Here is a 12,821-nt window from a genome sequence, read left to right on the forward strand (position 1 = left end):
ATGCGCATTGTTGTTCTGGCCGGCGGTATCGGTGGTGCTCGTTTTCTGCGTGGCCTCAAGCAGGCCGCGCCCGACGCGGACATCACGGTCATCGGCAACACGGGTGATGACATCCATCTGTTCGGGCTGAAGGTCTGCCCCGACCTCGACACCGTGATGTACACCCTCGGCGGTGGCATCAACGAGGAGCAGGGCTGGGGGCGGACCGACGAGACCTTCCAGGTCAAGGAGGAGCTCGCGGCGTACGGGGTGGGGCCGGGGTGGTTCGGTCTCGGTGACCGCGACTTCGCGACCCACATCGTCCGTACGCAGATGCTCGGCGCGGGCTATCCGCTCAGCGCGGTCACCGAGGCGCTCTGCGCCCGCTGGCAGCCGGGCGTTCGGCTGCTGCCGATGTCGGACGACCGGGTCGAGACGCATGTCGCCGTCGAGACGGACGGCGAGAGCAAGGCCATCCACTTCCAGGAGTACTGGGTGAAGCTGCGCGCCTCCGTCGCGGCGCAGGCGATCGTGCCGGTCGGCGCGGAGCAGGCGAAGCCGGCACCGGGTGTGCTGGAGGCGATCGGCGCCGCCGACGTCATCGTCTTCCCGCCGTCGAACCCGGTGGTGTCGATCGGGACGATCCTCGCCGTGCCCGGCATCCGGGAGGCGATCGCCGAGGCCGGGGTGCCGGTCGTCGGCCTCTCCCCCATCGTCGGCGACGCGCCCGTGCGCGGGATGGCGGACAAGGTGCTCGCGGCCGTCGGCGTCGAGTCGACGGCGGCCGCCGTGGCCCAGCACTACGGGTCGGGGCTGCTGGACGGGTGGCTGGTCGACACGGTGGACGCCGGTGCGGTCGACGAGGTCGAGGCGGCGGGCATCCGGTGCCGGGCGGTGCCGCTGATGATGACGGACGTGGACACGACGGCCGAGATGGCCCGGCGGGCGCTGGAGCTGGCCGGGGAGGTGCGGGCGTGAGCGGTTCTTCCGGCGCGGGCGGTGGGGACGGTGGGGACGGTGGGGACGGTGGGGCTCCCTCTTTTCGGGTCTGGGCGCTGGACGGGATTCCCGAAGTGCGGGCCGGCGACGATCTCGCCAAGCTGATCGCCGCGGCCGAGCCGGGGCTCGTCGACGGTGACGTCCTCCTCGTCACCTCGAAGATCGTCTCCAAGGCCGAGGGCCGGATCGTGCAGGCGGAGGACCGTGAGGCCGCCATCGACGCCGAGACCGTACGGGTCGTGGCGCGGCGCGGTGCCCTGCGGATCGTGGAGAACCGGCAGGGGCTGGTGATGGCCGCCGCCGGGGTCGACGCCTCCAACACTCCGGCCGGGACCGTGCTCCTGCTCCCCGAGGACCCCGACGCCTCCGCGCGGGCCGTCCGGGACGGGGTGCGGGACACCCTCGGCGTCGAGGTCGGCGTCGTCGTCACGGACACCTTCGGCCGGCCCTGGCGCAACGGGCTGACCGATGTGGCGATCGGTGCGGCGGGGGTGCGGGTGCTGGACGATCTGCGCGGCGGGACGGACGCGTACGGCAATCCGCTCAGCGCGACGGTCGTGGCGACGGCGGACGAGCTGGCCGCCGCCGGGGACCTGGTCAAGGGCAAGGCGGCGGGGCTGCCGGTGGCGGTGGTGCGGGGGCTGCCGCATGTCGTGGCGCCCGGCGGGGACGACGAGCCCGGTGCTCGTGCGCTCGTACGGAGTGCGGCCGATGACATGTTCCGGCTCGGAACGTCGGAGGCGGTGCGCGAGGCGGTGACCCTGCGGCGTACGGTGCGCGAGTTCAGCGACGAGCCGGTGGATCCGGGGGCCGTGCGGCGGGCGGTGGCTGCGGCGGTGACCGCGCCCGCGCCGCATCACACGACGCCGTGGCGGTTCGTGCTGCTGGAGTCCGCCGAGTCGCGGACGCGACTGCTGGATGCGATGCGGGATGCCTGGATCGCGGATCTGCGGCGCGACGGCAAGAGCGAGGAGTCGATCGCGAAGCGGGTGCGGCGCGGGGATGTGCTGCGCAACGCGCCGTATCTGGCGGTGCCGTGCCTGGTGATGGACGGGTCCCATACGTACGGGGACGAGCGGCGGGACACGGCGGAGCGCGAGATGTTCGTGGTCGCGGCGGGGGCGGGGGTGCAGAACTTCCTGGTGGCGTTGGCCGGTGAGCGGTTGGGGTCGGCCTGGGTGTCCTCGACGATGTTCTGTCGTGAGGTGGTGCGGGAGGTGCTCGCGCTGCCGGCCTCGTGGGATCCGTTGGGGGCGGTGGCTGTGGGGCATGGGGTGGGGGTGGCTCGGGAGCGGAGTGTTCGGGCGGCGGAGGATTTTCTCACCGTGCGGTGAGGTGGGGCGGGGGGCCGGGGGGGTGCGGTTGCGGTGGGGCCGCTGCGCGGGGCCTTTCCCCTACCCGCCCCTTCCCGAAACCGGGGCTCTGCCCCGGGCCCCCTTGTCCTCAAGCGCCGGACGGGCTGAGGCTTTCGGGGCTCCGCCCCGGACCCCGCTCCTCAAACGCCGGAGGGGCTGAACGGGGCGGAGGGGGAAGCGGGGAAGCCGGGGCAAGGGGAGCAGGGGGAAGCAGAGGAAGGGCAGCAGGGTCGGAAGGGCTGGACGGGGGCAGCCGGAACAGGCTGGGTTTCGGGGCTCGCTCCTCAAGCGCCGGAAGGGCTGAAGGGGCCGAGGGGCCCGGGGTGACCAGGTTCTACAGTGCCGCGATGTTTCCCGGTGTCATCCTCGGGCCCCTGCGCTCCGGGATGCGGCCCGACAGCAGGATCAGGCGTGTTGCCCGGTGGCGTTGGCCCTCGTACGGGGTCAGGAGCGTCAGCATCTCCTCGTCGGTCGCGTGGCGGTTGTCCGCCAGGGCGTGGCCCACGATGCCGGGGAGGTGGTAGTCGCCGACCGTCACCGCGTCGGGGGCGCCGTTGGAGCGCTGGAGGGTTTCGGCGGAGGTCCAGGGGCCGATGCCGGGGATCAGTTCCAGGCGGGCCTTGGCCTCGGGGAAGGGCATCGATGACGCCTCCTCCAGCCGGCCGGCCACCCGTACCGCCCGAAGGATGGTCGACGAGCGCTTGGTGTCGACGCCTGCCTTGTGCCACTCCCAGGACGGGATCATCGCCCAGGTGCGGGCGTCCGGCATGACGTGGAGGCCGAGTGGGGCCGTCGGGCCGGGGGCGGGAGTGCCGTAGCGGCGGAGCAGGAGGCGCCAGGCGCGGTACGCCTCGTCCGTGGTGACCTTCTGTTCCAGGATGGAGGGGATCAGCGACTCCATGACCAGGCCCGTGCGCAGCAGCCGCAGGCCCGGGCGCCGGTGCCGGGTCGCCGCGAGCAGGCGGTGGTGCGGGACGAAGGCGTCCGGGTCGTCGTCGGCGCCCAGGAGCGCGGGAAGGCCGGCCAGCAGCCACTCCGCGCCCGGGCCCCACGCCTCGGCCCGCACACGGTCCCCGCGCGCGGTCACCCGCAGCGTGCCGGGCCCCTCCGGCGTGCGCGTGGCCCGCCAGAACTCGCCGGCCGCCGTCATCCGGAACGTCGGGTCGGCCGGCCCCCGGCGCAGCGGGCTCAGCACCAGGCGCAGGTCCAGCGGGCCCGGCGGCGTCCACTCACGGGTCAGGGGCGGATCGGAGGGCGAGGACGTGGCGACGGCCGGGCCCGGCGAGCCGGCCGAGGGCCGCGCCGCAGCCCCCCGCGCCACGGCAGCCGAGCGCACCGGCGCCGCCTGGTAGGGCAGCGGCGGGCGTGCGGTGCGGGGGGCGAATCGTCCTGCCACGGGTGGGGCCTCGGGTGTTCGTGGTGCGGGAAGTGCGCTTATGAGCGTACGGGGCCGAGCCGGGCTACTGGTCCGAGGAGAAGCGGATCGCGGCGTCCGGCAGGACCGACCCGCACCAGATCCGTACCCCGTCGCGCAGCTCGTTGTCCGCGCCGACCTGGGCGCCGTCCCCGATGACCGCGCCGCTCAGCACCGTACGGCTGCCGATCCGCGCGCCGGCCCCGACGAACGAGTCCGTGACGACCGCGCCCGCCTCGACCACCGCTCCGGCCAGGACCGTGGAACCGTCGATCCGCGCGCCCGCGCCGATCACCGCGTCGGCGCCGATCACCGTGCCGCCGGTGAGCTTGGCGTCGGCGGCCACCGTGGCCGTCTCCAGGACCAGGCGGTCGCCGCAGCGGCCCGGGACCGCCGGGGACGGGGCGCGGCCCAGGACCAGGTCGGCGGAGCCGCGTACGAAGGCCTGCGGGGTGCCGAGGTCCAGCCAGTAGGTGGAGTCGACCATGCCCTGGAGGTGGGCTCCGGAGGCGAGCAGTCCGGGGAAGGTCTCGCGCTCGACGGAGACCGGGCGGCCCTCGGGGATGGTGTCGATGACCGAGCGCCGGAAGATGTACGCACCGGCGTTGATCTGGTCGGTGACGATCTCCTCGGGCGTCTGCGGCTTCTCCAGGAAGGCCGTGACCCGGCCCGTCCCGTCCGTCGGGACGAGACCGAAGGCGCGCGGGTCCTCCACCCGGGTCAGATGGAGCGAGACGTCCGCTCCGGAACCGTTGTGCGTGGCGACCAGGGCCCGGATGTCGAGCCCGGTGAGGATGTCGCCGTTGAAGATCAGGACCGGTTCGTCGGGGCCGGAGGACAGCTTGGCCGCGACGTTGCGTATGGCTCCGCCGGTGCCGAGCGGCTCCTGCTCGGTGACGTACTCGATGTGCAGACCGAGCGAGGAGCCGTCGCCGAAGTACGGCTCGAAGACCTCGGCCAGGTAGGACGTGGCGAGCACGATGTGCTCCACCCCGGCCGCCCTGGCCCGCGCCAGCTGGTGGGTCAGGAAGGGGACGCCCGCCGCCGGGACCATCGGCTTCGGGGTGTGCACCGTGAGCGGCCGCAGCCGGGTGCCTTTGCCACCGACCAGGAGGATCGCTTCTTTTGCCTCTGTCACAGCACCGTCTCTGCTTCCTGCTGGTGGCCTGGCCTGGATATGGCTGGCCAGTCTAAGCAGACCGGTCCGACATGCACCGGTCAGCGGCCCTGCAGTTTCGCGGAGCTGGTCCGGGCCGTGCCGAGCTTCTTGTAAAGACGCGCTCCGGGACATTCGGTTGCGAACCCGTCCCGATGGCCCGAGATGACGTTCATCTTGACCTTCACGCCCGCCTTGTACTTGTTGCTGCCGCCGGAGACGAGCGTCACCTTGCCCTTCGGGTTTCCGCCGAACAGGCCGAGCTTCCAGGCCGTGAGCTTGGAGACGGCCGTGACGGCGGCGGCGGGCGGGTTGGTGGAGGCGTACGAGCCGAGGACCGCGATGCCCATGGTGTTGCTGTTGAAGCCCAGGGTGTGTGCTCCGAGGACCGCCTTGGTGACACCGCCGGCCCGGCCCTCGTAGATGTTTCCGCACTTGTCGACGGCGAAGTTGTACCCGAAGTCGCGCCAGCCGCTGCTCTTGACGTGGTAGCGGTAGATGCTGCGCAGCACCGAAGGGGCCTGCTTGCAGGTGTAGTTGTTCCCGGTCGCGCTGTGGTGCACGAAGGCCGCCTTGACGGTCTTCGTGTACGCGAAGTTCTTCTCGCGCAGCTTCTCGTCGGCGCCCCAGCCCTTGCGGGTGACGATGCCCGGCCGCGGACCGATGTACGGCTTCGCGCCCGGGGCCAGCTCCACCGACTCCAGCGTCTGGGCCCGGGAGAGGGCCGGGATGACGGTGGCGCCGAGCTCGGCGAGCTCCGCGTTGACCGCCGAGGCCGCGGCGGTCTCGGCGGTGAGGACCTCCGGCAGGGCGGCGGTGGTCGCCGGGGTGTCGGCGAAGCCGGCGGGGACGGCCGCCGCACGGCCTGCGGGGGCGCCTCGGGCGGGCTCCGGGGCCCGGTCATCGCCCGGGCCCTCGCCGGGGTCGACGAGCTCCAGGCGCATGCCTTCCGGCAGCGGTACGGAGGTGGCGGCGCGGTCCTGCGGGTCCGGGGCCTCCGGACGTACGCGTACCTCCACGCCGTCCGAGTCGCCGACCCAGAGCGGAGCCGTCGCGCCCCGCACCGTACGCCCTTCGCGTTCGGCGCTGCCGAGGTCGGCGGCGTGCTCGGCGTTGTGCGTCTCGACGTCCTGCCAGTCGGACCAGCGGGTGGTGCCGGTGGCGCGGGTCCGGACCTGGACCGTGCCGTGCAGTTCGGCCTCGGCGTCGTCCCAGACCACGCCGACCAGGGAGAACGGGCGGGCGTCGCGCTGGGGCAGGCCTTGGGCCGCCGGTGCTCCCGCGACGCGGTCGGAGGGGGTGGCGAGGGGAGCCAGGGGCAGGGACTGGGTCGAGCCGGCCGGTTCGGCCGCGGACTCGGCCTTGAGAGGTTCGGCTTGGGAGGTGTCGGGGGCGGGGGCTTCCCTGGTGGCCGCTTCGGTTGTGGTCGCTTCGGTTGTGGTCGCTTCGACCTGCGCCGAGGGCGGGCCCGCACCCGGTGCCTCCGGGGACATGGAGGGAGGCCGGGCCGAGGCGGAGTGGGGAGCGGGGGCGGAGGCGGCGGGGGTGGCGAGCGGCAGAGTGAGGGCCGCTGCGCAGGTGACGCCGACTGAGGTGACCACTAGTGCACGCATACGCACGATCCTGGCCATAAGCAGACAAGTCCGGCTACCGGTACGGAGTGCCGCATCTGATGCCGTGTCTGCCGAACCGGTGTACGTGACACCCGTTCAGCCCGCCCAACACCGCGTCCCCGCGTACTCTTGCGCGGATGAACTCCAGCGACCGCACCGCCGCCGACCTGCTGCGATCCGCCCTCGCCGCGGACCCGGCCCGCCCCCTGGTCACCTTCTACGACGACGCCACCGGAGAGCGCGTCGAACTCTCGGTGGCCACCTTCGCCAATTGGGTGGCCAAGACCGCCAACCTGCTCCAGGGCGACCTGGCCGCCGAGCCCGGTGACCGGCTCGCCCTGCTCCTGCCCGCGCACTGGCAGTCCGCGGTCTGGCTGCTCGCCTGCTCCTCGGTCGGGGTCGTCGCGGAGGTCCAGGGCGACCCGGCCGCCGCCGACCTCGTGGTCAGCGGCCCGGACACGCTGGAGCGGGCCCGGGCCTGCCGCGGTGAGCGGGTCGCGCTGGCCCTGCGCCCGCTGGGTGGCCGGTTCCCGCAGCCGCCCGAGGGCTTCGCGGACTACGCGGTGGAGGTGCCGAGCCAGGGCGACCGCTTCGCGCCCTTCGCACCGGTGGACCCGGAGGCTCCCGCGCTGGCCGTGGGCGGGGTCGAGCTGACCGGTGCGCAACTCGTCGCGAAGGCCCGCGAGGACGCCGAGGCCCTCGGGCTCGTACCGGGATCGCGGCTGCTGTCCGGGCACACGTACGACACCTGGGAGGGACTGAGCACCGGTCTCTTCGCGCCGCTGGCCTCCGGCGGGTCCGTGGTCCTCTGCCGCCACCTCGGACAGCTCGGCGCGGAAGGGCTGGCGAAGCGGGTCGAGAGCGAGCGGGTCACCAACACGGCGGTATGACAAGCGCGCTGAGGTGCACTCGTCCGGCCCACAGCGGGCCGAGCCCCCGGTAACGATCGACGACGGGGGTAGATGATCGGCGGTACAGACCACTCTCCCGTAGTGCACAACCAAGCGTGAGGTTCAGCCGTCTACTCCTGCGACCGGCGGCCCATCGCGCCGCCGACCGTGAAGGATGGACGCAGACGTGACCGACAGTGCTGGCACGCCGGCCGACCCGGACCACCCGGCCGGGGAGACGCCGCAGGGCAGGTCGCAGGAGGAGCCGGGCGCCACGGACTCCAAGGGCGAGCCCGGGTCCGGGTCCGGATCCGCTGCTCCTCCGGGCGAGGCCACGGACGCCGACGCGTCTCAGGACTCCGGTGACGAGGACGACGCGGGCAAGGCCGACGCCCCTCAGGACAAGGCCAAGCCCTCCGGCGGAGGCGAAGAGGCCTCCGCCGGAGCTGGACCCGTCGGCACCGGCGTCCAGACCTGGGCCGACCATCCCAAGGACGGCAGCGCCTCCCGACGTAAGCGGCCCTGGCTGCGGTGGGCCGCGCTCGGCGCCTCGTTCCTCGTGCTGGTCTCCGCCGGCGCGGGCTGGTGGCTGTACAAGAAGCTCGACGGCAACATCACCACGGACACCAGCGCCGCCGCCGAGCTGAAGGTGTACGAGAAGGAGCGGCCCACCCCGGTCGCCATGGACGCCCAGAACATCCTGCTCATCGGGTCGGACAGCCGGTCCGGCGACAACAAGAAGTACGGCCGCGACGACGGCGGCAGCCAGCGCTCCGACACCACGATCCTGCTGCACCTCGCGGCGGACCGGAAGAGCGCGACCGCGGTGTCGATCCCCCGCGACCTGATGGTGGAGGTCCCCAAGTGCCGCACCGGGGACGACAAGGAGACCCGGGAGCAGTTCACCCAGTTCAACTCGGCGTTCGAGCTCGGCGGCACCGCCTGCACGATCCGTACGGTGGAGCGGCTGACCGGCATCCGGATCGACCACCACATGGTCGTCGACTTCAACGGCTTCAAGGACATGGTCGACGCCGTGGACGGCGTCCAGATCTGCCTCAAGGAGCCGATCGACGACAAGGACGCACGTCTGGAGCTCCCGGCCGGACGCCAGACGCTCAACGGCGAGGAGGCGCTCGGTTACGTACGGGCGCGCAAGACCCTCGGCGACGGCAGCGACACCGAACGGATGGAGCGCCAGCAGAGGTTCCTCGGCGCCCTGGTCAACAAGATGCAGAGCAACGGCGTCCTGCTCAACCCGACGCGGCTCTACCCGGTCCTGGACGCGGCGACCAAGTCGCTGACGACCGACTCGGGTCTCGATTCGCTGCGGGACCTGTACGACCTGGTGCGGAGCATGCGGGACGTGCCGACCGACCAGGTGCAGTTCCTGACCGTGCCCCGGCAGCCGTACCGCCAGAACACGAACCGGGACGAACTCGTCGAACCGGACGCGAGCGAACTCTTCAAGCAGCTGCGCGAGGACAAGCCCGTGGCGGTGGTTCCGGCGGACGAGCTCGAGGAGAAGGAAAAGGAGAAGGCTCAGGACCAGGACGAGAAGCCGGACGACGCCGGATCCGGCTCCGAAAGCCCGACCCCCACCCCCACCTATTCGGGTTCGAGCGCCGCGGACGACCTGTGTGAGCAGTAAAGCAATCACCAAGACATAGAAGGCAATCAGCACTCAATGGGAAGAATGACCGGTTGTAAGGGGCGTGGTGTGGGTCACGCACGTCGCTCCTTCACGAACCGGGCGGATAGTGTGACGCGATCCGGTGTTTCCGGCCTTCAGGTCGTGCACCGCCGGAGCGAAGGAACGAGCGCCTTGCCGGGGGAAGGCGCCTCGCGTGGCACCGACGGAGGACTCGAGCAACCGTGGATGCGCAAAGCCGTGGGCGGGCGGACGATATCGACCCCGCAGACCAGTGGGTGCTCAACCCGCACACCGGCAATTACGAACTGCGACTGGACCGATCCGCAGGGGAGTCGCCGGCCGCCGCGCGCACGGTCACTGCCGAGGATTCCGGCCGTCGCGGCGACGCGCGCACCGGCTCCGACACACGCACCGGCTCCGAGAGCCCTCGCCGCGAGGTGCCCGGCCAGCGCAGCCGCCGGTCCTCCCAGAACGGCGGGCGCGGCGCGGAGGCTTCGGCGGCCGGTGGCGCCGGGCGCCGTAAGCGCAAGGCTCCGAAGGCGCGCCGCAAGAAGGCGCTGATGTGGACGGGCGGGGTGACCGCGTTCCTCGTGGTCGGCACGTCCTTGGGCGCGTACCTCCTGTACGAGCGGTTCAACGGCAACATCGACACCGTCGACATCGGCGACGCGGGCAGCAAGAACGTCATCGTCGACGGCCCGATGAACATCCTGATCATCGGCACCGACAAGCGCACCGGCAAGGGCAACGGCGGGTACGGCGACAAGGACAGCGCCGGCCACGCCGAGACCACGATCCTGCTCCACGTCTCCGAGGACCGCACCAACGCGACGGCGTTGAGCATCCCGCGCGACCTGTGGACGGACATCCCGGACTGCGAGACGAAGCAGCCCGACGGGTCGACGAAGGTGATCCCGGGCATCGCGGGCGAGCGTTTCAACGTCAGCCTCGGCCAGGAGGGCCGCGACCCCGGCTGCACCATGCAGACGGTCGAGTCCATCACCGGCGTCAAGCCCGACCACTTCATGATGGTCGACTTCAACGCCGTCAAGGAGCTGACCACCGCCGTCGACGGCGTCGAGGTCTGCATGGCCAAGGCGATCGACGACCCGAAGTCCCACCTGAAGCTCCCCGAGGGCAAGTCGAAGGTGGCCGGCGAGCAGGCCCTGGCCCTGCTGCGGACCCGGCACAGCTTCGGCAACGAGAGCGACCTCGACCGGATCAAGGTGCAGCAGCAGTTCCTCGGCTCGATGATCCGCGAGATGAAGTCGAACGACACCCTGACCAACCCGACGAAGCTGTTCAAGCTGGCCGACGCGGCGACCAAGTCGCTGACGGTCGACCAGGGCATCGGCAGCGCCAACAAGCTGATGACCCTGGCCCAGGAGATCGGCAAGGTCAACACCAAGAACATCACCTTCGTCACCGTCCCGGTCAAGGACAACCCGGCCGAGCCGACGCCCATCACCGTGGTCGTGGACGAGCCGAGGGCCGAACCGCTCTTCGCGATGGTGCGCTCCGACACCTCGCTGACCGAGGTGAAGCAGAAGGAGAAGGCCGCCAAGAGCGCGCAGGCGGCCCTCCTCAGGGGCCCGAAGGCCGAGCCCGCCGACGTACGCGTGGACGTCCTCAACGGCGGCGAGATCGCCGGTGCGGCCGGTGCGACCGTCACCTGGCTGCAGAACCAGCAGGGCGTGCTGAAGTCCACGAACAAGGCCAACGCCCCGGAGAAGACCAAGAAGACGACGCTGGAGTACGCGCCCAACCAGGCCGACCAGGCCCGCGCGCTCGCCGCGATGATGGGGCTGCCCGCCACGGCCATGAAGCAGGGCACCGCCGACGCCGAGGGGCTGGAGGCGATGGTGCTCACGCTGGGGGCGGACTTCAAGGGCGCGGGCATACCCATCACCGGACCGGCGAAGGCGCCGGAGAACATCCAGCGGGCCAGCGCCGACAAGGCGGTCTGCGCCCAGTGACACGACGCCACCGCGTCACCGTCGCCGCGGAAATCTGAACAGCATGGGGGGTCCGGTGGGTCGGAGCAGCACACCCGGGGAGGGGACACGGTCACGCGTACGCCACGCGGACCGGCCCGCCGGGGGCGAGAGCCCGTACGAGAACGGGAACGGGGACGGCGGCGGTGGGGACCGCACAGGCGGCTCCAGCCGCCGGGCCGGGCCGCGGGGGCGGAGCAGCCGGGGCGGGGTCGGAGGCGGCCGGAGCAGCCGCCGCGCGCCGAAGAGCGGTAAACGGCGCGTACTGCGCTGGGGCTCCTCCGTACTCGCGCTGCTGATACTCGTCGCCGGTGGGGCCGGCTATCTCTACTACGAGCACCTCAACGGCAACATCAGGAAAGAGGATCTGACCCTCGGCGACAAGCGGATGGCCGACCACAAGGCCAACGCCGCCGGGCAGACCCCGCTCAACATCCTGCTCATCGGCTCCGACGCCCGGGACTCCGCGGAGAACCAGAAGCTGGGCGGTGCGAAGGAGACCTTCGGCTCTCCGCCGCTCGCCGACGTGCAGATGCTGCTCCACCTCTCCGCGGACCGCTCCAACCTCTCCGTGGTCACCATGCCGCGCGACACCATGCTCAAGATGCCCAAGTGCACGGCGCCCGGCGGCGAGGTCTTCCCGGCCAGCACGGTGGACGTGCAGACCAACCAGAGCCTGCGCCGCGGTGGTCCGGGGTGCACGGTGGCCGCCTGGTACGAGCTGACCGGCATCCGGATCGACCACTTCATGATGATCGACTTCGCCGGTGTGGTCTCGATGGCCGACGCGATCGGCGGCGTCCCGGTCTGCGTGACCGCCAACATCCACTCACGCGGCGCCAACGGCCGCGGTGGCTCCGGGCTGAAGCTGGAGGCGGGCACCACCTCGGTCAAGGGTGAGCAGGCCCTCCAGTGGCTCCGTACCCGGTACGGCTTCGAGGACGGCAGCGACCTGGCGCGGGCCAAGGCCCAGCACCAGTACATGAACTCGATGGTGCGCCAGCTGCGCAAGGGCACCAAGCTCAGCGACCCGGCGAAGCTGATGAACCTGGCCGAGGCCGCGACCACGGCGCTGACGGTCGACAAGGGGCTCGACACGGTCAAGAAGCTCTACGACCTGGCCGAGGAGCTGAAGAAGGTCCCGACGAAGCGCATCACGATGTCGACCATGCCGAACGTGTACGGCACCGGCGCCAACGCGGGCCGGGTGTACCCGAAGGCGGGCGACGCCGAGCAGCTGTTCCGGATGGTCCGCGAGGACATGCCGCTGGACGGCAAGGCGTCGAAGCGGAAGCCGGAGGAGCCGAAGGACCCGTCCGCCCCGGTCGGCGAGATCGCCGTCGCCGTACGGAACGGGACCGCCACCGACGCGCTCGGACCGGTCTCGGGGCGCGCGGGTGACGTGGAGGGGCTGCTCAAGGAGTCCGGCTTCGCGAAGGCCACCGTCGACCCGGACAACGTGACGGCGTCGGCGCGGACCTCGGTCCTGTTCCCGAGCGCGGATCTGGAGGGCGACGCCCAGGCGGTCGCCAAGGCGCTCGGCATCCCGCTCTCGCAGGTTAAGAGGTCGACCGACGTCTCGGGCATCTCGCTCGCCGTGGGCGCCGACTGGCGCGAGGACGGGGCCTACCCCGTCTCCAAGGGCAAGGAGAAGACGCCGGAGTCGGCGGGCGCGCAGAACGGCGAGGAGAAGGGCTGCATGGAGGTCGACCCGAAGTACAGCTGGTGACGTGACCTCGCAGCAGTGCGACCGTGCGTACGGTACGA

Annotated in this window: 9 protein-coding genes; 6 read left to right on the plus strand and 3 right to left on the minus strand. The window is 71.7% G+C overall.

The features are described from left to right. Entirely contained in the window at nucleotides 1-957 is a 957-nt protein-coding gene (gene cofD / locus ACQP09_RS12150; protein WP_433398341.1) for a 2-phospho-L-lactate transferase, read from the plus strand. Next, entirely contained in the window at nucleotides 954-2,312 is a 1,359-nt protein-coding gene (locus ACQP09_RS12155; protein ID WP_433398343.1) for a coenzyme F420-0:L-glutamate ligase, read from the plus strand. The genes cofD and ACQP09_RS12155 overlap by 4 nt, the downstream gene beginning before the upstream one ends. A gap of 355 nt (nucleotides 2,313-2,667) precedes the next feature. Here the strand turns inward: ACQP09_RS12155 and ACQP09_RS12160 are convergent, their stop codons facing one another. The 3 genes from ACQP09_RS12160 to ACQP09_RS12170 all read right to left on the minus strand — a co-directional run bounded on the left by ACQP09_RS12160 (nucleotide 2,668) and on the right by ACQP09_RS12170 (nucleotide 6,516). Then, entirely contained in the window at nucleotides 2,668-3,729 is a 1,062-nt protein-coding gene (locus ACQP09_RS12160; protein ID WP_433398344.1) for a DNA-3-methyladenine glycosylase family protein, read from the minus strand. 64 nt (nucleotides 3,730-3,793) lie between these two features. Then, a complete protein-coding gene (locus tag ACQP09_RS12165; protein ID WP_433398346.1) occupies nucleotides 3,794-4,885 on the minus strand; it encodes a sugar phosphate nucleotidyltransferase in 1,092 nt (363 codons plus the stop codon). Between the two features lie 80 nt (nucleotides 4,886-4,965). Continuing rightward, on the minus strand, nucleotides 4,966-6,516 hold the full coding sequence (locus tag ACQP09_RS12170; RefSeq protein ID WP_433398348.1) for a peptidoglycan recognition protein family protein: 1,551 nt from the start codon (nucleotides 6,514-6,516) through the stop codon (nucleotides 4,966-4,968). Nucleotides 6,517-6,653: 137 nt separating this feature from the next. On the opposite strand from ACQP09_RS12170, the gene ACQP09_RS12175 reads away from it, so the two are divergent. The 4 genes from ACQP09_RS12175 to ACQP09_RS12190 all read left to right on the plus strand — a co-directional run bounded on the left by ACQP09_RS12175 (nucleotide 6,654) and on the right by ACQP09_RS12190 (nucleotide 12,783). Further along, the gene (locus ACQP09_RS12175; protein ID WP_433398349.1) at nucleotides 6,654-7,406 is read left to right on the plus strand and encodes a TIGR03089 family protein; all 753 of its coding nucleotides are present in this window, start codon (nucleotides 6,654-6,656) and stop codon (nucleotides 7,404-7,406) included. A 175-nt stretch (nucleotides 7,407-7,581) separates the two neighbouring features. Further along, a complete protein-coding gene (locus ACQP09_RS12180) occupies nucleotides 7,582-9,057 on the plus strand; it encodes an LCP family protein (protein WP_433398351.1) in 1,476 nt (491 codons plus the stop codon). Nucleotides 9,058-9,281: 224 nt separating this feature from the next. Further along, entirely contained in the window at nucleotides 9,282-11,036 is a 1,755-nt protein-coding gene (locus ACQP09_RS12185) for an LCP family protein (RefSeq protein WP_433398353.1), read from the plus strand. A gap of 43 nt (nucleotides 11,037-11,079) precedes the next feature. Continuing rightward, entirely contained in the window at nucleotides 11,080-12,783 is a 1,704-nt protein-coding gene (locus tag ACQP09_RS12190; RefSeq protein ID WP_433398355.1) for an LCP family protein, read from the plus strand. The last annotated feature ends 38 nt before the right edge of the window (nucleotides 12,784-12,821 follow it).

It is taken from the genome of Streptomyces sp. CA-146814 (assembly GCF_050942385.1).
In the GTDB taxonomy this organism is placed as follows: domain Bacteria; phylum Actinomycetota; class Actinomycetes; order Streptomycetales; family Streptomycetaceae; genus Streptomyces.